We start from the raw sequence: 21,905 nt of genomic DNA on the forward strand, positions 1-21,905 counted from the left end.
AATTATTTTTTAAAGAAAGCATCGATGCACGCATCTCGAAAGGCTTCATTTATATCAGGATGAGAGTGACAAATTCTGTATATATCCTCTGCTGCTGCGCCATATGCCATTGCAACTGCTGCTTCGTTGATTAGCGTATCAGCGTATGCTCCTATGATATGCACACCTAGTATTGTATCTGCTCTGCTACAAGTCAGCACTTTCACGAATCCTTCAGCATCATCAGTGATTTTTGCTCTGCCGTTTGCAGCAAATTGACATTTACCAACTTTGTACTTACGGCCAGCATTTTTGAGTTCCTCTTCGGTTTTACCAATCGAAGAAACCGCAGGGTGAGTATAAATGACAGATGGTATAATTTCATAATCAACGTGAGGTGACTGTCCTGCTATTATCTCTGCAACTGCCACTCCTTCTTCCTCTGCTTTATGAGCAAGCATTGCTCCACCAATCACATCACCAATAGCAAATATTCCTTTCACATTAGTTTCATATCTGTTGTTAACTTGAACGAAACCACGATTATCTTTTTCTATTTTTTCAAGACCCTCAGTGCATGGTTTGCGTCCTGCTGCCACCAATACCTTATCCGCCTCTATAGTGTTTGTTTGATTATCTTTTACAGAGCAAACTTTCACACTCAAAGAATTACTACTTTGTTTTATCTCCTCAACTTTAGTGCTAAGTAAAAATTTTATTCCTTGTTTTTGTAGACTAGAAAGTAGAGACTTACTTAATTCTCCATCCATTGCTGCAGCGATTCTGTCAAAAAATTCTACTACAGTGACTTCAGACCCTAGCCTCCTCCATACAGAAGACATTTCAAGCCCTATTGCCCCAGCTCCGATTACGACAAGTTTTTTTGGTACTTCAGTTAAAGATAATGCACCGGTGGAAGAAATAATGTCTTTCTCATCGATATTAATTCCTGGCAAAGAAATAACATCAGAACCGGTTGCAATTACTATATTTTTTGTCTTCAGCACCTTACCTTCAACTGAAACTTCAAGATTACCTTGGTCAAAAGAAGCAAGCCCATTGATTTTAGTGATTTTATGAAGGTTAAACAGATATTCTATACCTTTTCCAAGTTCCTGAACTCTGGCATCCTTATAGCCTAGCATTTCTTTTAAATCGAAACTTGCGTCCTTAATTTTTATGCCAAGCTTCGACAGATCATTTTTCGTGTGAGCATACTGATAGGAAGAATGGAGCAATGCTTTGGAGGGTATGCACCCAACTCTGAGGCATGTGCCACCAAAAATGCTATTTTTATCTATGCAGGCAACTTTCAACCCAAGTTTTGCAGCAGCGATAGCGCACTTATAGCCTCCTGGGCCACCACCTATAACAATTAAATCATAATCAGTCATAAAAAACAAACCTATTTTCTAAAGAATAAACACCTTTTCCCTCAGTTGTTACATATATCTTATTGCGAGTAAACACTGGAGTGTGAAACACATTACCAGGTACTTTGACTACCTTTCCTGCACTTTCAGATCCCGGAAAAGCAAACATTGAACCTTTATTGCTTGTCACCCACAGTGTATGGGCATGCATAATTGGAGCAAACAATTGCGTATTTTCTATTAAATCAGATGTCCAGACTGTTTCTCCATTTTTTATATCCAGGCCAATTATTTTATCGTCTTTAGTAACTATAAAAATTCTTCCGCCTTCTTTTTGTTTCTCTGCAGGAATAAGAGGACTATAATATGACTCAATGTCTGATACACTTTTTACTTGCAGTGACTTTGACCATAAAATATTTCCTGATTTTACGTCAATACCATAAATATAAGAATTATTTGTAGCTATTAAAGTATCGCCAAGCACTCTCGGTGTAGTAGTTACATCTGTGAGCTGTGTATCCAAAAGGTTTGTAGCCAATTTTTGGCTCCACAATTTTTTACCGTCTTCATTAAAAGCTATTAACTCACCATTTGAAAATGGTGCTATTATTTTATCATTAGAAATTGCTGGCGATATGGAATACAAACCTCGAACCTCATTGATGCCGTTTTGATAAGTCCAAACGAAGCTGCCATCTTTTATATCAAACACGTACAGATAATTATCAATAGTCAATACTACCAATTTATTGTTTATTACTGCTGCTTTCCCTCTTACTGGAGCTCTCAATTCTTTTTCCCACTGAATCTCGCCGGTTTTTGCATCTATTGTGTGTAGAACGTTATCCACTATAAAGAAAACGTTTCCTCTGTGACGCAATAGGCTCATGTTACTAATTTTTTTTCTGTGTGAGAGGTGTAATTTCCAATTCATAGCCTTTGAGTTATCAATATCAAAGGAATATAAAGCGCCGTGCTTGTCTGATAAAATAACGCTATTTTCTGTAAGCACTGGAGCTACATATCCTTGAGATAGTTTTTTATCCACTAGACTTATTCTCTCGCTTGCCATTGTGTAACTGCTACACAATAACATTATCATGACAATTATTACTTTCATTATTTATTGAAAACAAGATTCATTAATATACATCTTAAGAACCTTAATTACAACGGAAATGTTCTTGCTGCATGTTAAAAACGTTGATTTATGAACGAAATATTATATTATTATGTGAGATAATGTATACTCTTAGAGGTAGTACACCTCATCCACTATGCGGCAACGTGCATAGCTGTACGAACATTGAGATATAAAAGTAATTTATACCAAGAAGAAAGATGTCATCCAAATAGCCTCTTTTCCTGTCATCCCAGTGCTTGACACTGGGATGGCTCTGTTGCATCGCAACTGAAAAAATCTGGTGGCTACTGACAAAATTCATTATAAAATAGCCATTTAACCGCTTAAGGAAAAATATGCCACAAAAAATGAGAGTTAGTAACTGCCATGAATATAACAAATTTCTAGAAAAAAGAGGAAATATTTTTCGTTACATCGATAAAGCTATCGAAAATTGGTATGAAAATAGTCCAAAAATGCAGGGCGGCAACTATATTTATAGTGATAAAGTTGTGATTTTAGTGCATATAATCGTTAATCTTTTTAGAATTGGCTTAAGACAAACAGTCGGGTTTATAAAAGGATATTTGCAACAAATAGGAAGAGATTTGGCAGTTATCAGCTATTCGCAAGCTTCAAAAAAAACTTAATATTAAGATCAATGATTGCAGAATTGATAAAAATAATATGGAAGATATCGAAATTGCCATAGATAGCACAAGCATCAGCATTTATAACAACACACAGCAAGGAAAATAGCGCTGACAGAAAATATCGTGGTTATGAACAGACAAGAAAATTGCATGTAATGTTGAATATAAACAGCAAAAAAGCCATAGCTGCAAAATACAGTAACGGTCTGATCACTATGGAGCTTGCGATTTACTTAAAGGAGTTAATTTTCAGCATGCCATAAAAGCACTATATGCAGACAGAGCATATGACAGACATAAACTCTATAAATTGTGTGATGAATGCGGCATAAAGACAAAAATTCCTCCAAAAAAACAATGCAGCAGAGCATCCAAAGTATGGCAGAGAGAAATGCTGCAATTAGACTAATAAAGTCATACAGCGAAGATGGAATGAAGAGGTGGAAAAGGCAAACAAACTACGGAAAAAGATCTTATGTAGAAAGTTTTTTCTCGCGACTGAAACAAACATTCGGGTTTAATTTTCGGAACAAATCTGAAATTAATCGTGGGAAGGAACTGCTACTCAAGTGTTATTTGCTTAATCAATTTACTGACATTGGTATGGCTAAATTTGAAATGGCTACATGAATTTATCGTAAATTACCACCGCATAGTTGTAACATTGTACCATATTACAATGTTCGTACAGTTGTGTGCGCGACCGGGGGTTTTATACTATTCTAGAAGTAACATACGGAAAAGGGGGGATTCGAACCCCCGACATATTTTCATATGTGCACGCTTTCCAAGCGTGTGCTTTAGACCACTCAGCCACCTTTCCATGCTTATTCATAATATTGAAAATTGTACTGCTAAACAATATAAAAACCTGGTATATAGGGTTCACCACGAAAATTCACAGTATTGTTAAACTTGCTTCTGCAAGTTGGAAATGTTTTATCGCAACCTGCGAGTATTGAATATTTATCTCCAGCAAAAATTTGGTATGGAGGCGAAGTAAACAACGTAACTACTTTATTTTTATATTCTTTTACTACACCTTCAAACGCTATTGAGCCAAAGAATTTTACTACTCCGTGCTTATAATATTCATCACTCTCAGTTAAATTCGTGTCTTCAAATCTTCTTTCATCTATTACTTTAGTGATTGTACTTATTTTACTAAATTTTTTAGTATCGGCTTTACATTTATCATCGCAAAATTGTGCTCTGCATGCAGGAGAGTATAATTCTGCTATGCTTCTCTCAAGCTTTGCTGAGAGCCCTCTAATTTCAGCAATAAATCTTCCACTACTTAATGTCACTTTACCAAAAATTCCTGAATGTAGATTCATTGTTCCCTGGGTCAAGTCTTTATAATTCACAAGAAATATCTCAATATTTGCAAAGTCGTACTTTCCTGATAAAACATCTTTTTCTTTGATATCAACACTATTTAATATTCCCTCAATTTCCAAATTATCAGTCTTTAAATCGCTGTTTAATATTATACTACTGGCTGTAAATCCACTTGAAGATTTATAGAGTATATTATCAATATTTAAGTCTTCATCATAGTCAGTGAATCCCATTACTTCTCCACCTGCAAGCGTTAATTTCCAGCACGTAGCAGTGGTAAGTAATTCTCCAGCTAAATGATTTTTTAGTGTGGTTTGCATAGGGGCCTCCTGCTTAATTGATTAAATTTGAAAGTAGCTATACGGCCAGTAGAATAAGGGCAGTGTGTTCTTTTCTCATCATCTAAGTAGCCATAAAGCGTCATTCCGGTGACCATAGGGTGTCATTCCAGTGCTTGACACTGGAATCCAGGAAATTTTGCTTGTAAGTAAGCAAACTGATTTGGTGAGCATAAAAAGTGGCTGATCTTATGCTGAATAAACGCTTTTGATGAAGTTGCATGGAAAGCTGGATCCCAGTGTCTGGGCACTGGGATGACATCCTTCTTGGTGGAGTGTCCTCAAATCACAATGTTCGTACAGTTGTGTGTCACGCACTGGGATGACAGGAGAGAGGACACCATATGTTTATTTGATCGACAAATAAACACTAACAGACAAGAATACACCACAGTTAACTGTGGTGTGTACTGGCTGGTTAGAAAGAAAACTTCACACCAGTAAGAAGGAGAATTCCTTGGTTAGAAGGTACATCAGCATCAGACTCATCTTTCAGCTTACCTGTTTCGTTAGTCATAAAATAATGGAGAGCTGCGTAAGGAACAAATTTGTTCTTACTGCATGCAGGAGACAGATCATATTGAACGCCAAGTGCACCATCATGAAGCATATCTTTGTCATTCATTCTGCTGCCAAAATACGTCAAACTTGTGTAGATATTCTCATGTTGATACCCAGCTCCTACAGTCCAATACATGGTATCTATACTATCTTTACCAAATTGAGCTTTCAGCCCTTCCACTCTTTTGCCATCAGTAGCATCTTTACTATCAATTTCCGTATAGGTATCACCAATTAATTTTTTAATACCCTTCGGTTGACCAGATTTGCCCAAGTATGCAAAAGAGGCAGCAAACTTTACGCCTTGATCTTCATTAATCTTATAATCAGCGCTTACACCAAAATTAACACCCATCAGGTCATTATACTCCACAAATTCCTTATAAAGATGCTTATCTTTACTTGGTTGCTTTGGAAAGCCATATTCACCAACTGCAGAAGTTTTAACTTTTATGTTATGTTTATCAAAGTCATATTCATATGATGCACCAGCACTTACTATGTGCTCATAGTCTGGGCCGACATGCTTTATCGTTTCCTTATGTTCTATCTTACCGCCTTTATCTTCTGAAACTGTTTCTTTTACAGTAAACAAACCACTATCATAACGAGGTGAGTAGCTGATACCAAACCTTGCGCCCATATAATTTGGTGAGTAGTAAGCAACTCTAAATGGCAGTGTAGTCATAACGCCTTTGTTATATTTCCCTGCCATGCGGAAAGAGAATTTTTCACTTTCACTCGAAAAACTTTCAGTGTAAAGACGTGGTGTTACATAAAATGGAAAGCTAGCAGCGCTTCCTTCTAAGTTCACTTTTCTGAACCAGTCACTATCTGCAGCTCCGTCAACAGTCGCAATTCTTGTTGCATCAAGCCTCATCAGAGCCTCAGGACCAAATTGGTAACCAAGCTTCACGTCACCATATTTTGAGTTAACAAACACATGCGCACTTCTGCCTTTTGCAGCATAAACACCCTGTGAAGCTCCCTTACCTTCGGTCACTGGGACATGAAACTGCACGTCAGCACCATAAAGAAGACCTAAATCTTCATTCTTATTTTCTGCTCTGAGGTGCAATATTGCATCAGCAATCATACCCATATCGTTGCTGTAATCACCAATATTTCCTATTCCTTCATAGAATATTGGATTTGCTCCTTTTGTTATATCTGAAGTGGCATTATAATACTCTGTAGATCTGTTTGGCATAACGTTATAACGTTTATAATCTGCGCCACTTGGTCCAGCTTTGCCATAACCTTGAGCATCAACAACACCACCAAAAGTTATTCTTAAATTACTTTGCCCTTGATTGGTATCGATAATATCAACTCCACCAACTGAAACAACAGGACTTGCCTTACCTTTTTCCTCTGTATTTTTGTTAACAACTTTTATATCCTTCTTTACATCTTTAGCTTCAACTTTAGCATTCTTAGTTTTAGAACGCTTAGTTTTTGAAACTTTACCTTTTTCTATATTAGAATTCTTAGCGTTTAGAGCTTTCGCTTTTGAATCCTCTATAAGCTTTGCTTTTTTCTCATTTGCTAGCCTGATCTCCTCTTTTTTCTTCTGCTCGGCTGCTAATCTTAGCTCCTCTTTTTTCTTAAGCTCTTCAGCTTTTTTTCTTGGATCAGCATTACATATTCTGTCCATCTTTTCTTTCAGTTTTTTATTTGATGTTTTCATAACTTCTGTTTTTCCAGAAGTTTTTGTGCTCTCTTGCTTTTTTATTTCCTTCATACTCTCATCAGGAAAGTCAGCTGCAAAACTGCTGAAAGAACATAAAGTTAATAAAGAAACTAGAGCAGTTCTAGTATACATAGACTTTTTCATGAAGTGCCCCCAAAAAATTTCGAAATCATATCTTAAATGTAAATAGTATAAAAATGTTGAAAATTCAACTTAAAGCAACCTTATAACGAAAATAAAAGTAAAATGCAATACCTTAAAAGCAACTTTCTTAATATGCTCAACGTGTATATTAACCAAAATTTAGTACAGAGGTTCGCTTGTTAGTGCATTATAACTCGACTATTTATTCTATGGAAGTAAAATTTTTCCACCACAAGTTCTTTCCCATTCTTCTTTAAATTTCTTTAGGTATTCTTTTTTTTCGCACTCTAAAAGCAGCTCTTCCGCACTTTTGTTGTAGCTTTCAGTAGTAATCCTTCCCTGATGATGCATGAACCTTAAGTAAATCAAATAAGTGTTAATTACATCTGTTTCACAATAATCTCGAATCTCTTGTATCTTGCCGCTATCATATAAGTCCATAACTTGTGACCCATCAACTCCAATCTTACCAGGAAGATTAAATGCTGCACAAACTTCGTTCATTTTTACTCTCGCAGAAGCTCCAAAATCAGAGAGGGATTCAAGCAAATCACAATGCCAATCACTGCTATATCTCTGATTGTAACTATTCCACTTATCGCCAGCTTTATGAAAATATTCCGCTTGAATGCCATGGACCATAGCACGATACTTCAGCACTGGTATATCAAAAGTGCGTCCGTTGAACGAAACTAATCTTGGCTTTTTCTCTGATATGTAGTTAAAAAATCCTTTCACTAGCTCCTTTTCACTGGAATTTAGTGTGCCTCCAGATCTTATTTCTTGCAGTGTGAACACCTCATAACCACTCTGGTAGCTTATATTGCAAAGTAAAAAACTAATAACTACAACAAGGTGAAAAGGCTGACGCAGAAAAGAGTTTTGCCCGTTTGTTATTTCAAGATGATATTTTGTTAATGCATCCCTCTTCTCTTCTACACTACTATCATCACTAATATTGAGTAAATTTTTGCAGGAATTTACATCTGGTATAGTTTCAATATCAAATACCAATAAAGAATTAAGCATTGCCTATATACTCCTCCGGACGGTCGATCCAAGGTCGCACTTTCACAAATAAAAAGAGGTGTACCTTGCACTCAAATAATTTTTCTAGTTCAGCACGCGCTTCGATATTAATTTTTTTAATATTACTGCCATCTTTTCCTAGTACTATTTTTTTATGACTATCTTTCAACACAAATATGATCTGTTTGATGACTAAACTCTTATCTTTTTTTTCCTCAAATTGTTCAGTTATAACAGCTGTAGAGTATGGCAATTCTTCACGCAAGTTCAAGAATAATTTTTCTCTCGTAATTTCTGCTGATAAAAAATTTGTCGAGGAATCGGTTATTTGATCTTCTTCATAAAACCAGGGGCTCACCGATGCAACTTCAGACAAGTAATTCATCAAATCAGAAAGTCCATCATTCTTTAATGCTGATATCATAAAAACCTTTTCAAATTTATAAAGCAAATTCAGATGCTCATGCGCCATCTTTAATTCAGGCCTTTTTACCAAATCAGTTTTATTGATAACCAAAATGCATCTGCCTTTTGTGCGCTGCAGCCGCATAAATATAGTCTTAATTCTTTCTATATTTTTCAAATAATTGCTTACATCAACAAGCAACAAAGTGATGTCACTATCCTTAACTGCCGACCATGCAGATTTGACTAAAGCTTTTTCAAGTTTTGTTTCTGCTGAGAAAATTCCTGGGGAGTCAGTAAAGACAATTTGTGTGTTGTTGCATGTTGCAACACCCCTTATTTGCGTCCTTGTTGTTTGCACTTTAGGGGTGACAATTGCAATTTTCTTGCCTATGATGCTGTTAATTAATGTAGACTTCCCAGCATTTGGTAAGCCAGCTATGGTTACAAATAAGCATTTTTGTTCTTTCACAAAGAAAATTATAAAGAAAACTGAATGCCCGCGTCAAGCTACTTATATGACAAGAAGGATGACAGAACCCTTTTTGGTTAGCATGCAAAAAGGAAAAAAACTTATTCTACAAATTAAAAATACAATATACTCAAAAACTTTTCAGAAAATCCATAGGAGGGTTTGCTAATGAAGGTTCTTGAGTTGACGCCATTGCCTGAACGACTGCTTGATTTAAGGGTAACGTTTTAACCATAAGGTCACTAACTCCTTAATATGTGTGTTCATAATTTGATTTTCCACGAAAGACATAATAGCAATAACCAGTGTAAGTTAAAATGATTGGTAAAAGCGGTATTATAACAATGAGCATTAAAGATAAACTTGGCCCAGAAGCAGCTGCATCCAGAATGGTATATTGAAAAGGTATAATCCATGGGTAGATACTAATTCCTAAACCTAAATATCCCATAAAAAAAATAGCAATACTGAGAAAGAATGGACGGTACTCCCGTTTAGTATTCTGAAGATCAAACCACAGCATGAAAAATAGCCAAGATGTGAGTAATGGAATAGAAAATAAATAATAAAAATTTGGCATGCTAAACCAAAAGTTTTTAATACGTTCATTTAAAAATGGTGTCACTACACTCACTAGTCCCATGAAAATACCTACAAAACCAAGCGTATAAGAAGCAACCTTGCGTGCCCATTCTTGTGTTATATTTTCTGTCTTCATTATGAGCCATGTAGAACCTAAAAGTGCATATCCAAATATCACAGCAATGCCTGTCATTACACTAAAAGCACTTGCCCAATCAAATTGGCCACCAGAAAAGTTGCGTCCGTTTACTTCTACACCATGTATAAATGCACCTAAAATCATGCCTTGGCAAAATGCAGCACCAAGTGACCCAAAATGAAAGGCATAATCCCATAATCGCCTGTATTTTCCTTCTGCCTTAAAACGAAACTCAAAGGATACTCCGCGCACTATAAGGCCAAGCAGCATAATAATGATTGGAATATAAAAAGCAGGCATTAATATTGAATATGCAAGAGGAAAAGCAGCAAACAACCCTCCACCACCCAATACCAACCATGTTTCGTTTCCATCCCAAAATGGTGCAATTGAGCTTATCATGTGATCACGGCATTTATCTGACGGTGCAAAAGGAAGTAAAATACCAATACCTAAATCAAACCCATCCATTAAAATATACAGTAAAACAGCTATGGCAATTAGTAATCCCCAGATTAGGGGTAAATTAATTAAGGAAGAAAAATCAAACATGATTGTTGTCCTTTCCAGATGTACCAGCATCAATCACTGAAGCTCCAATACCGTGTTTATAAAATTGCTCTTCTTCTTTAATGACAGGAATTCCTTTGTATATAAGTTTCAGAATATAGTAACTACCTGCTCCAAATATAAGGGTATACATAACGATAAATGCAATCAAAGACCATGCAACCTGAGGACCGGTAATCGCAGATGAAAATGATTCAATTGTGCGCATAATTCCATATACAGTGTAAGGTTGACGGCCAATTTCAGTAGTAAACCAACCTGCAAGTAACGCTATGAACCCAGACGGCATCATTGATATCCACCATCCATGTAAGAAACAACTTTGGAATAATTTGCCACGAAGATACTGTATAACACTTACTGACCCAATTATGATCATTAAAATTCCAACTCCAACCATTATACGGAAGGACCAGAATACCCATACTACAGGTGGTCTATCTTCTTTTTTCCATTCCTTTAATCCTTTTACTTCTCCTAAAAAATCATGTGTTAAGATCAAGCTGGCAAGATTAGGAATTTTTATCTCGTAGTGATTAATTTCATTTTGCTGATCCGGATAAGCAAATAAAAGTAAGCCAGCCCCTTTTTCGGTTTCCCATATACCTTCCATTGCAGCAATCTTAGCAGGTTGATGCTTTAGTGTATTTAATCCATGCCTATCTCCCATGAACAGCTGAAATGGTGCAGCTAAAGCTACCATAATGGTTGCCATACCAAGCATAATTCTTGCTTGAGGAGCATGTCGTTTTCTCCAAAGATAAAATGCTCCTACACCACCAACCACAAAAGCTGTTGTAAGATAGGCTGCTGTTACCATATGAATAAAGCGATAAGGGAAAGAAGGATTAAAAATAATCTCTAACCAATTGGTTGGATATAGGAGACCATTCTCACCAATCGTGAATCCAGCGGGTGTTTGCATCCAACTGTTGGCTGCAATAATCCAAAAAGCTGAAATAAGCGTTCCCACTGCAACAATACAAGTAGAAGCAAAGTGCATACGAGAACTTACTCTATTCCATCCAAATAGCATAATACTCAAAAAAGATGCCTCCAGAAAAAAGGCTGTTAAAACCTCAAAGGAAAATAGAGGGCCGAGAACATTGGCTATGCGGTCAGAAAAAATTGACCAATTGGTACCAAGTTGATATGACATTACAACTCCAGATACCACTCCCATGCCAAAAGCAACAGCAAAAATCTTGATCCAGAATTTATAAACATCACGGAAACGTGTATCACCAGTCTTAAGCCAACACCATTCCAAAAAGGCTAGAAAACTTGCAAGCCCGATCGTGAAAGCAGGAAATATAATGTGAAAGCCTATTGTGAAGGCAAACTGAATTCGAGCTAGCAGCACAGAACTAAATTCAAACATTTTATCCAATACCCATGTATTACAAATAATAGCCAAATCTACCTATAATTCAATCCATTTTTTCAAAAAATATTTTAACAAGATACCATGTCAATTAGTGACCTTGCCCAGAAAAAGTAGAGAAAAAGTTAAGACGTTTTTGTCATGAGAATAAATTGTGCAGGAATGCAACTGTTCTTCCTTGTCATACCGTCACGGTATCTCCAGATCCCGCTAACAAGTAGCGGGATGACGGTTGTTAGGCTAGCTGTCATCCAAGTAGCTGACACTGGTTCCTTTATGACGGCAGTGCCCCTATGGTGTCATTCCAGTGTCCCTATGATGTCATCCCAGTGCTTGACACTGGGATGAAACCATTTGTTGTGTTTAACAAAGTTCGTACTTAGCTTCATGTTAGCTACAAATATTAAGAAATTTACCAAATGAAAAAAAGGCAAAAGAAGCCCTGGGGTTATTATCCGCTTTAAAATATTGGCGTTTTTTATGTTTTAAACGCTTGACAAGCGAAATTCAGCTGCTTTTAATTGCAACTAACCTACGCTGCAAATGTTTAAGAAATTTACTAAGCAGAAAAAAAGACAAAGAATCCCCGAATTAGCTAGTCTTTTACTATCTCTGTCGAGTATTGGCATTTTTTGATGTCTTGTAACGCTTTATAAGCGCGTTCAGCTTATTTAGATAAAAATCTAGATGTAGATGAAGTTTTGTAAAGACATACAGTATCTATATACTGCAAAAAATTAAACATAAGACGCCGATACATTAAGTAATCCTTACCTTTTAATCTGCAGATTGGCGAAAGCAAATACAATAGCTTCAATTTCATGATAAGGGGGCTGGCGAAGGGTGTCAAGTAACTTTTGCATTTAATCCATTTCTATGGCTTATATAATAATCGTTATTGTAGTATAATTTAGAATAATGCAATAGATACCTAAATGTTTTAGCTATTAATTATATGTTGCATAAAAGCATATATTGCCCTACCATCCAAGTAGGTCAAAAATAAAGAGGTTGGCATGAGTTTTACTTTACCTGAATTACCATATGATAAAACAGCTTTGGAGCCTTACATATCTGCAAAAACTTTGGATTTTCATTATGATAAGCACCATAAAGGATATTTAAATAAACTCAATGAGCTAGTTGAAAATACGGATTATCAACATGTAAAAATTGAGGAATTAATAACAAAAGTGCATGGTAATAGCGGCAACTTGCCTATATTTAATAACGCAGCACAAGTTTGGAATCACACTTTTTATTGGAATTCAATGAAAAAAAATGGTGGTGGTAAGCCTAAAGATGGTAGTCTTCTAGCAAAAAAAATTCAAGACGATATCGGTGGCTTTGATAAATTTTATGAAGAATTTTCGAGTCATGGAGTAAGCCAATTTGGCAGTGGATGGGTATGGTTAGTGCTCGAAAAAGGTAGGTTAGGAAAGCTCAAAATCACCAAAACTCCAAATGCAGATTTGCCAATAATTTATGGCCAAGTGCCACTACTCACTATGGATGTGTGGGAGCACGCCTATTATTTAGATTGTCAAAACCGTAGAATTGACTACATAAAAGTTTTCCTTGATCATTTGATTAATTGGGATTTTGCAGAAGAGAACTTAGAAGAATATATGAGATGAATATACCCCGGGTAACAAAATTAGATAATGGTCTGCGCATAATAACTGAGCAGGTGCGTGATATTGATTCCGTAGCTTTAAGCATACGAGTTGGTGTTGGCAGTAGAGCAGAAAGTGCAAAGCAAAATGGAATATCCCATTTTTTAGAACACATGGCTTTCAAAGGGACGAAGACAAGAACTGCCTTTGAAATTGCAAAAGCTTTTGATGACATAGGTGGAGTTTTCAACGCTAGCACCGGTAGGGAAAGCACCACCTATTATGCAAAAGTCCTCAAGAAAGACATAAAAACTGGTATTGATATATTAATAGATATATTGATGAATTCCACGTTTCCAGAAGATGAATTGGAACGTGAGAAGGGTGTTGTAATACAAGAGATTTTTCAAACTAATGATTCACCAAGTGACATTATTTTCGACAAATATTTTGAGGCAGCTTATAAAGACCAACCATTTGGTAGGTCAATCTTAGGCACGCAAAATACTGTAAAATCTTTTACTCGAGGAGATCTAGATAATTACATAAATGAGCATTACTTTGGTGAGAATATGCTATTTGCCGTTGCAGGAAATGTTGAACATGAAGAAGTTGTTGCATTAACCAAAGATTTTCTCTCAAAGATTCATTCTAAAAAGCTGAAAAAAAGCCAAAATGCGAGCTGTACTGGTGGTGAGTATTTAGAACATCGTAAATTAGATCAGGTACACTTGCTAATTGGTCTACCTAGTGTTTCTCGCCATGACGATAAATATCACACGTTTCAAGTGCTTGATTCTATATTAGGGAGCGGAATGTCATCACGTTTATTCCAGGAAGTAAGGGAAAAGCAGGGATTAGCTTACTCTGTTTATTCATTTAATTCCAGCTATACTAATACAGGAATGTTTTCCATTTTTGCTGGTACAGACAGTAGTAACTTAGATAAGCTTTTAAAATCTATAACGACAGAGTTGAAGAAGTTGTCTACAGATGATCTGAAGGAAGAAGAAGTAAATAGAGTGAAAGAGCGAGTAAAATCCCAAATTTTAATGTCACGCGAAAGTGTTAGCTCACGTGCTGAAACATTGGGACACTACTACGGTAACTATAATAGGTACATCAGTAAAAATGAATTAATAGAAAAAATTAGTGCAGTTACCACTGCTAACGTAAAAAAAGCAGCAGAAGAATTGTTATCTCAGCATGAAAAAACCACTCTAGCTGCAATTGGAGAAATTGAATCATTGCCAAGTTACGATAAAGTGGTTTCTATGCTTAAAGCTTAGTGTACTTTAATTATGTTGCTTAAGCTCACTAAAAAGTTCAATGAACGGTTGCAAAATCCTTTCTATAAAAAGTTTGCTTTCTGGTTCATCGCGTATATTACTTATCAGTTTATTCAAAGTTTTCTCGCTGTTTCGTAAAAATAAATAGCTTTCTACTGCTTGCACACCAGACAAGACAGTCAAAATTCCTCCTATCACTAGACAAGCAGCTATAGCAGGTACGGTACCCACTGCAATTGCAGTTGCGATTAATGATAACCCAGCTAAGAATGTAACGGCTGAAACGCAAAACGCTATTTGATGTTTTTCTTTATTGTTAACCATAAATACCTCACAAAAACTATATTTTTAACATACCAGTGTTGTCATGTATTGTCAAGTTTTTAAAGAAGATTAAAAAATGCAACGCACATGTGCAAAAAACGCTAACTATGGATTAGCCAAGGAAGAAAGAGTAGGAAGAGGAAGGCTTTTTCTGTTTTAGGGAATATAAAATAAGCGTAGAAAAATATGAACTAGGTGTATAATTCACAGTGTAGTGGTGTCTCACTAATCCAATTATTTTTCTCCCGATCTAGCCTATCATCTAATATAGCCTGCCTTATTGATGCCATTAACTTATTCATAAAGAAAATATTATGAATGGTAACGAGCGTGTAAGCCAGGAGCTCTTTAGCTTTCAGTAAATGGTGTATATAAGCTCTTGAATGTTTTCTGCAGGTAAAACATAAACAGTCACTTTCAATTGGGTTGTTGTCCAGCTCAAATCGTTGATTCCGCAAATTAATATGCTCTTTGCACTTTGAAGAAATAGAATTTCTGTTTTTTACTTTAACAAGTGCGCCACCATGCCTTGCTAAGCGGGTTGGATGCACGCAATCAAACGTGTCAATTCCAAGCTCTACTCCGCGAAAGATGTCCACAATTCCACCAATACCAAGCAAATGAGTAGGCCTGTCTTTTTTCAGGTGGTCCATAGTGAAAGAAACTACATCATGCATCTGCTCTTTACTTTGACCAAGTGATCCACCTATTGCTTGACCAAAAAATGGCAAATCGTTGATAAAATCACAACTTTCTCTACGTAAATCTTGATACACTCCGCCTTGACTAATTCCATACAGTGCCTGCTTGCCATTATTGTTTTTTTCAAATTCATTTAAAGAACGTTCAGCCCATCTGTGGCTCATGAGCATTGATTTTGCTGTGTATTCTTTGCTTACGTGAAATGGAGTGCATTCATCTAAAACTAGGATTAAATCTGCACCTAATTTCTGTTGAATTTGTACAGATTTTTCAGGAGTTAAGCAATAAATTTTACCATTAATGTAAGAACGGAAAATTGCCCCATCCTCATTAATTTTGATCAAAGTTTTTTGTTTTTTTCTTATTCCTTTTATCTCTTCCGAAACTGATCCGTGGCCTAAGCTAAATATCTGATATCCACCTGAGTCAGTTAGCATTGGCCCATTCCATCCTATCATCTTGCGCAAACCACCAAGTTTTGCAACAGTATTCTCTCCTGGTTGAAGCATTAGGTGATAGGTGTTGGAAAGTATGATTTGGGTACCAGCTTCACTTATTCTTTCAATATCTGCAGCTTTAATTGCAGCTTTTGTTGCGCAGAATATAAAAGCGGGGGTTTCTACGCTTCCATTTGGAGTTTTAATTGTTCCAACTCTTGCAGAACCTGATTGCTTGATTCTCTTGAATGAAAATTCTTCTTTCATCTATTTGCCTGAAAGTTCTGTTATGATGTTTTCTACTTTCTCAGGAGTAAGATTTTCATAGAAGTCATTATTGATCTGCACAACGGGAGCATTAACGCATGCACCTAGGCATTCAACTTCTTTTAAAGTGAACAAATTATCTTTAGTAGTCTCACCGATATTGATTCCAAGTTTTTTTTTAAAGGTATTTAAAACTTCTTCACTATTGCACAACCAGCAAGGAGTTGTTCTACAAATTTGTATTAGATATTTGCCTACTGGTTTTAAATTATACATGGTGTAAAAATTTGCCACTTCATATACACGAATATGTGGAATATGCAGCATATCAGCAACATAACGCATAGCAGATTCAGAAACCCATCCGCATTGCTCTTGAACCAGATATAGTAAAGGCATAACAGCACTACCTTCTCTACCTTTGGGATACTTCTCTATAAACTTTCCCGCTTTCTTGAGGTTTTCTGATGTAAAACTAAACTGCTCTTCTTTTTCTATCATTCATGAGACTCGTGTAAACTTTAACAGATTATACCTGTAGAACCAATGATTGCAATTGTTGGTTTTTTGAGAAATAGCATAAAGCTTCTTAGCCCTCTTCAAGCTTATATTTACCTTTTAGTATAAAATATTATATTAATCTTTTAATTTTAGTTAAAATTTTCATTGACATTAACACACAGGAGTAATCATAATAGCATTTTATTAATATTTTAAATAAAATTATATCTATATTAAGAAGATTGCTCGGGATCAACTCAAATACACCGGAAATTAAAGAAGCGATAGGTTTTAATCCAACAAACGTAGAATTAATTGAGGGGAATGGAGTTGCTTACGGACTCAGCTATCAAGATAATGGTAATGGGAGCAGTAAAGTAAAATTACTTATTAGTCCATTATATCAATCAAAAACATACGAATGTGGTACAAATATCAGCGTAGCAAATGAATTCAAAGATCAATTATCTCTCACATTAATAGAAGATTCAGCTGAAATAGATAAAGTTGGAGTTATCTTTCCTGAAGAAGGAATTAGCGAAGAAGGAGAAAAATGCGTTAAAGGCTTATCTTTTAACACTTACGGAATTAAACAATCAGTTAATACTCCTTCAGTTGAACATTTAGATAAAAGAAAATTACAAAAGAATATTGATAATAATAGTCTTGCAAATGTGGGCAATAGTTACTTTCAACCAAGAGCAGTGAAAGTTGGTAATGGTGACGTAATTGTAATCGCCCATAACTTAAAGGATCAAACTTTAGTTTCTTGGTACTTAAAGTCAAGCGAGAGCGGAAAATTTAAGGTATTGACTGGAGAAAAAGGTGTTACAGAAAGAAAATTGTTCAATTTTGATAATCAGGGGCAATTGGCATTAAATGGAAACACGATGCTTTATTTGCAAGTGAGCAAAAGGATTACTAAGGAAAATCAAGAGGTGAGAAAAACACGTATTTTTAAATTTGATATGGCTAAAGTGATTCAGGGTCTGAAGGATGGAGTTAATGGCTTTTTACTTGGTAATCGAAAAGGTCAAATAGATAATAAAGCACTATCTCTTTCTAGAGAACATGAAATAAGCTTTTTGCAGTATGTTGAACAAACGGAAGGAAATGATCTAGTTGCTTTTCTTGAAAATGACCAATCAGCTAATGAGCAGAGGTTACATATAGCAACTCTACTTAAAAATGGATCAGTGTCAGATTTTCCTATCTATCAATTTACAGATCCTATAGAGCAATTATATATTAAAGGCAACGGTCAGGGTGGTTTTATCGTAACTGCGGTAAGTGGAGAAAATATTGTAACTTTTAATCAAAACGGCTCTGGAAAATCTTCTGAAGCAACAATAATACCGGCAAATAGCATCAAAACTCTCAGTGATTTTGTTAATATCATTAACGGTCGATTAACGCCAGATATTATTTCTAGTAGTACCGTGGCTCCTATAACTGTTGCAGAAACGGTTGTGACTTCTAAGAAAACGCCGACTGCTGCAATTACTAGCACAGCAGAAACCGACGCTGTGAAGACTACTAAATTGACAACGGAAGCCGTTGCACCTACTTCTACAATAAGTAAACCTTCAACGGAGTCAACGACAGTAGCAAAAACAACTACTACTTCACAAGCGACCACGGTTGCTACAACGTCAACTAGTGTGCCGATAGTAACTTCAGGGACTGAGACAAGTACTGTAAAACCTACAGCAGCGACTGGTGCGTCGACTTCTACGATGAGTAAACCTTCAACAGAGTCAACGACTCAAACAAGTACAGTAACAGTGAAGCCAACAACAGAAGCCGTTGCACCTACTTCTACAACGAATAAACCTTCAACAGAGTCAACGACTCAAACAAGCACAGTAACAGTGGAACCAACTGCGCCAACAACAAGCTCAGAGAAAACTACACAAACAGTATTTAGTATACCAAGTACTAGAACAAAAGAGTCAACAACTCCTATATTCACCACGACTTTACTTCCTCAGTCTACTTCTTCACCACAACCTACTCAACTTGCTATAGGGTCTAATAAGGCAGGAATGATAGGGGGATCTTTGGTTGGAGCAATAGGTATTGTTGGAATTATAGGATTCATAGCATATAGATATGTTAAGGGTCGTAATGCTGCTCCTGTATTAGAACTAACTGATTTGGGTTATAGAAGGCGATCATCTTCAAGTAGCGATGAAGAAATTTTTACCACTGGTAACAGAATGCGAACTATATATCAATCTGAAACAGTGCTAAATAGTATATCAGTAGAAAGTAGTAGTCGATCAAGAAGTAGCTCATCGTCTTCAAGCGGTGGACCAGGCTCTTGACTAACTGAAGCGGAGTCTAAAAGTGAAAAAAGCTTATCTTGGGATAGTGATGATGTGCCGGAATATCACCTTTAGCTATTTGTCTAAATGTTTTTAATATGTAGACTGTTAGGAAATTGTCTTTTGCTTTTGTGATTTTCATGTTAAAGTATAATTCCTAGGTGAAATAAGTAGCTGCTGTTGTGTGATAAACATAGCAGAGGAAAGTCCGGGCTCCAAGGAAAAATAGTGACGGGTAATGCCCGCCGGAGGTAACTCCAGTTATAGGGCTACAGAGAATTACCGCCTAAAATATTCTTAGGTAAGGGTGAAAAGGTGTGGTAAGAGCACACCATGGCAATGGCAACATTGGTAGTCGAGTAACCAACACTAGGAGCAAGATTAAATAGAGGTAGATTTTATGTTTTCCTCATATCTACTCGGGTAAATCGCATGCGGTAAATGGTAACATTTACTCCAGATAAATAGCTACATAAACAGAACTCGGCTTATATTTCACCTAGGCGTTCACATGATACGTGCGATATAAGCCATGCTATATTTAAATGTATAGGCATTTCATGCGTTGTCCTTCACTTGTTCTGCTTGATAGCCATCACTACTTTCGCCTACATTAACATTAGAATATTCTTCATCATCAATATACTCTTTCAGAACATACCCTCTGCCCCAAACGGTTTCTATGTGGCTTTTTCCATCATTTGCACTTTCAAGTTTCTTACGTAATTTGCACATAAAAACATCAACTATCTTGTTATCTGAAGGTTCATCTAAGCCATTGTAAAGATGATTTAAGAACATTTCTTTTGTTAATACTGTTCCTTTACGCAGTGCTAGCAATTCTATCATAGAATACTCTTTATTAGTAAGGTGAACCGTTTTACCTTTCACCTCAACAATCCTGTGATCAAAATTGATATTTATATTACCAATCTTTATCACCGATTCAGGATGGCCTTTAGTACGACGCACTATGGCCTTAATTCGAGCTAATAACTCACTTTTATGAAATGGTTTGGTTAAGTAATCATCGGCACCATACCCGAGTCCTTTAGCTTTGTGATTGACAGCGGATATACATGAAAGTATTAAGACAGGAACTTTGATTTTTGCACTTCTTAGTCTTAGCAATATATCATATCCGTCAATATCACCAGGCAAGTGTATATCTAAAATAACTAGGTCATAGTAATCTCCGTTTGAGGAAACCATATTATTGTTATAATCTTGTGCAGAAGTAACAACGTCACAGAAATGTCCATCAGAAGTTAAGGCGTTAACCACAGTCTTTGCACTTACTTGATCATCTTCAATTAATAATATACGCATATTTTACACCCCATAAATAATTTATAATTTTAGTAATATATATAACTAAGGAAAGTAATAAATCAAATTTTTATTAACAAATGATCAAAATTACACTTATTAATTAATAGTAAATATATTGTTCCAAAGTTATATAAATAGATCTAAAATATAATAGACATACCATGATAGTAATAATATTTTTAGTAAATATTGAATTAAAGTTACTATTATTAAAAGAATACTTCGGTTAATAAATATTTAACTATTCTATATGTCTGTGTTATATTTTTAATTTACTTATCCTACTATTTTAAAGTATAAGTAATATTTTCAGGAATATTGTGTGGCAATATCAATTTTAGGTGCTGGTGCATGGGGTACAGCAATCGCAATTTCATTAGGTAGTAAGAAAGATGTGATTTTGTGGACTCGCAATGAAACTACATTTGAATCAATCAACGGGAAAAGAGAAAGTGACAAGCTACCCGGTTGTCGAATTTCTGATAATGTGTCAGTAAAATTGGCTATTGAAGACACAATTAATGCTTCAGTAACAATCCTCGCTGTTCCCACTCAGTCTCTGAGGAAGGTATGTCAGCAATTGCATAATTGTAATCTGAAAAAAGATGTAGCAATAATTTTAGCTTGTAAGGGAATAGAAAAGTCTACATTAAAATTACCTAGTGAAATAGTAAATGAAATTTTACCTAACAATCCTATTGCTATTTTTTCAGGTCCTAGCTTTGCTGTAGAAGTTGCAAGAAAATTACCCTATTCAATGGTTCTTGCATGCCAAAATAACACATTAGGTTCAAAGCTAGTATCAGAGCTGCAACAAGAAAATGTTAAATTGGAGTTTAGTAACGACATTATAGGAGTACAGATTTGTGCAGCGTTAAAGAACGTTTTTGCTATAGCGTGTGGGATTGTTCTAGGTAGTAAACTTGGGTTTAATGCTCATGCAGCATTGATTACGAAAAGTATGAGCGAAATTAAGGCTTTATACTCAGCAAAAATTGGTGACGGTAGTGTGGATATAAATACACTACTTGGGCCAGCATGTCTGGGTGACCTAATTATGACATGCACATCCTTGAATTCAAGAAACTTATCTTTTGGGTTTAAAATAGGTAATAGTGACAATGGCTTTAATGTTCAGCAGATTTTGTCAGAAGGCAAGTCAGTGATTGAAGGTTTTAGCACTGCTGAGTCCATATTTAATTTAGCAGGAAAGCTAAAGATAAAAATGCCTATATGTGAAGCGGTCTATAGATTATTGTATGAAAGCGCCTCTATAGAGGATACTATTTCTGTTCTTATAAGTTAATTTTGTATTTGGATA

17 protein-coding genes, 1 tRNA gene, 1 other RNA gene and 1 pseudogene are annotated in these 21,905 nt (G+C 35.8%); 7 read left to right on the top strand and 13 right to left on the bottom strand.

Going from position 1 to position 21,905, the window contains the following annotated elements; genetic code table 11:
• Positions 1-2 precede the first annotated feature (2 nt).
• Both lpdA and OPR21_RS00685 read right to left on the bottom strand, forming a co-directional pair.
• Complete coding sequence (gene lpdA, locus OPR21_RS00680; protein ID WP_265029994.1) at positions 3-1,373, bottom strand: dihydrolipoyl dehydrogenase; 1,371 nt, start codon at positions 1,371-1,373, stop codon at positions 3-5.
• Complete coding sequence (locus OPR21_RS00685; RefSeq protein ID WP_265029995.1) at positions 1,366-2,475, bottom strand: outer membrane protein assembly factor BamB family protein; 1,110 nt, start codon at positions 2,473-2,475, stop codon at positions 1,366-1,368. Before OPR21_RS00685 ends, lpdA begins: the two co-directional genes overlap by 8 nt.
• A gap of 359 nt (positions 2,476-2,834) precedes the next feature.
• On the opposite strand from OPR21_RS00685, the pseudogene OPR21_RS08710 reads away from it, so the two are divergent.
• Positions 2,835-3,761 (top strand): annotated as a pseudogene (locus OPR21_RS08710) (IS5 family transposase).
• A 106-nt stretch (positions 3,762-3,867) separates the two neighbouring features.
• Here the strand turns inward: OPR21_RS08710 and OPR21_RS00700 are convergent.
• The 7 genes from OPR21_RS00700 to OPR21_RS00730 all read right to left on the bottom strand — a co-directional run bounded on the left by OPR21_RS00700 (position 3,868) and on the right by OPR21_RS00730 (position 11,786).
• A tRNA-Ser gene (locus OPR21_RS00700) sits at positions 3,868-3,954 on the bottom strand.
• A gap of 31 nt (positions 3,955-3,985) precedes the next feature.
• The gene (locus OPR21_RS00705) at positions 3,986-4,792 is read right to left on the bottom strand and encodes a DUF2163 domain-containing protein (protein ID WP_265029996.1); all 807 of its coding nucleotides are present in this window, start codon (positions 4,790-4,792) and stop codon (positions 3,986-3,988) included.
• A 436-nt stretch (positions 4,793-5,228) separates the two neighbouring features.
• Entirely contained in the window at positions 5,229-7,208 is a 1,980-nt protein-coding gene (locus OPR21_RS00710; RefSeq protein ID WP_265029997.1) for a WD0745 family porin, read from the bottom strand.
• A gap of 207 nt (positions 7,209-7,415) precedes the next feature.
• Positions 7,416-8,237, bottom strand: coding sequence for a 3'-5' exonuclease (locus OPR21_RS00715; RefSeq protein WP_065094884.1), 822 nt, complete (start codon positions 8,235-8,237; stop codon positions 7,416-7,418).
• Positions 8,230-9,114 carry a GTPase Era gene (era, locus tag OPR21_RS00720; protein WP_010082484.1) on the bottom strand — a complete coding sequence of 295 codons (885 nt, stop codon included), beginning with the start codon at positions 9,112-9,114 and terminating at the stop codon, positions 8,230-8,232. The genes OPR21_RS00715 and era overlap by 8 nt, the downstream gene beginning before the upstream one ends.
• A gap of 250 nt (positions 9,115-9,364) precedes the next feature.
• Complete coding sequence (gene cydB, locus OPR21_RS00725; protein WP_010962802.1) at positions 9,365-10,387, bottom strand: cytochrome d ubiquinol oxidase subunit II; 1,023 nt, start codon at positions 10,385-10,387, stop codon at positions 9,365-9,367.
• Positions 10,380-11,786: a cytochrome ubiquinol oxidase subunit I gene (locus tag OPR21_RS00730; protein WP_138264951.1), complete on the bottom strand. Its 1,407-nt coding sequence runs from the start codon at positions 11,784-11,786 to the stop codon at positions 10,380-10,382. Before OPR21_RS00730 ends, cydB begins: the two co-directional genes overlap by 8 nt.
• Positions 11,787-12,014: 228 nt before the next feature.
• Between OPR21_RS00730 and OPR21_RS00735 the strand changes: the two genes are divergently transcribed.
• From OPR21_RS00735 to OPR21_RS00745, 3 genes are all read left to right on the top strand, one after another.
• Positions 12,015-12,137 carry a hypothetical protein gene (locus OPR21_RS00735; RefSeq protein ID WP_265029998.1) on the top strand — a complete coding sequence of 41 codons (123 nt, stop codon included), beginning with the start codon at positions 12,015-12,017 and terminating at the stop codon, positions 12,135-12,137.
• 668 nt (positions 12,138-12,805) lie between these two features.
• Positions 12,806-13,426 carry a superoxide dismutase gene (locus OPR21_RS00740; RefSeq protein WP_010082437.1) on the top strand — a complete coding sequence of 207 codons (621 nt, stop codon included), beginning with the start codon at positions 12,806-12,808 and terminating at the stop codon, positions 13,424-13,426.
• Positions 13,423-14,694: a M16 family metallopeptidase gene (locus OPR21_RS00745; protein ID WP_010962800.1), complete on the top strand. Its 1,272-nt coding sequence runs from the start codon at positions 13,423-13,425 to the stop codon at positions 14,692-14,694. The genes OPR21_RS00740 and OPR21_RS00745 overlap by 4 nt, the downstream gene beginning before the upstream one ends.
• Before the next feature lie 6 nt (positions 14,695-14,700).
• Here the strand turns inward: OPR21_RS00745 and OPR21_RS00750 are convergent, their stop codons facing one another.
• The 3 genes from OPR21_RS00750 to nuoE form a co-directional block, all read right to left on the bottom strand.
• Positions 14,701-15,018, bottom strand: a complete 318-nt coding sequence (locus OPR21_RS00750) for a WD_0736 family protein (protein WP_010082444.1) — start codon at positions 15,016-15,018, stop codon at positions 14,701-14,703.
• A 191-nt stretch (positions 15,019-15,209) separates the two neighbouring features.
• Positions 15,210-16,424, bottom strand: coding sequence for a tRNA guanosine(34) transglycosylase Tgt (gene tgt, locus OPR21_RS00755; RefSeq protein ID WP_010082445.1), 1,215 nt, complete (start codon positions 16,422-16,424; stop codon positions 15,210-15,212).
• Positions 16,425-16,925, bottom strand: coding sequence for an NADH-quinone oxidoreductase subunit NuoE (gene nuoE / locus OPR21_RS00760; RefSeq protein ID WP_182320564.1), 501 nt, complete (start codon positions 16,923-16,925; stop codon positions 16,425-16,427).
• A 224-nt stretch (positions 16,926-17,149) separates the two neighbouring features.
• Here nuoE and OPR21_RS00765 point away from each other — a divergent pair, with 224 nt between their 5' ends.
• Together OPR21_RS00765 and rnpB are read left to right on the top strand one after the other, a co-directional pair.
• Positions 17,150-19,252, top strand: a complete 2,103-nt coding sequence (locus tag OPR21_RS00765) for a hypothetical protein (RefSeq protein ID WP_265030288.1) — start codon at positions 17,150-17,152, stop codon at positions 19,250-19,252.
• Between the two features lie 157 nt (positions 19,253-19,409).
• An RNA gene (gene rnpB / locus OPR21_RS00770) (RNase P RNA component class A) lies at positions 19,410-19,759 on the top strand.
• A gap of 51 nt (positions 19,760-19,810) precedes the next feature.
• On the opposite strand, the gene OPR21_RS00775 is transcribed toward rnpB, so the two are convergent.
• On the bottom strand, positions 19,811-20,581 hold the full coding sequence (locus OPR21_RS00775; RefSeq protein WP_096616586.1) for a response regulator transcription factor: 771 nt from the start codon (positions 20,579-20,581) through the stop codon (positions 19,811-19,813).
• A 325-nt stretch (positions 20,582-20,906) separates the two neighbouring features.
• Here OPR21_RS00775 and OPR21_RS00780 point away from each other — a divergent pair, with 325 nt between their 5' ends.
• Positions 20,907-21,890, top strand: coding sequence for an NAD(P)H-dependent glycerol-3-phosphate dehydrogenase (locus OPR21_RS00780; protein WP_006280098.1), 984 nt, complete (start codon positions 20,907-20,909; stop codon positions 21,888-21,890).
• The last annotated feature ends 15 nt before the right edge of the window (positions 21,891-21,905 follow it).

The sequence above is a fragment of the Wolbachia endosymbiont (group A) of Philonthus cognatus genome (assembly GCF_947251755.1).
Lineage (GTDB): Bacteria > Pseudomonadota > Alphaproteobacteria > Rickettsiales > Anaplasmataceae > Wolbachia > Wolbachia pipientis.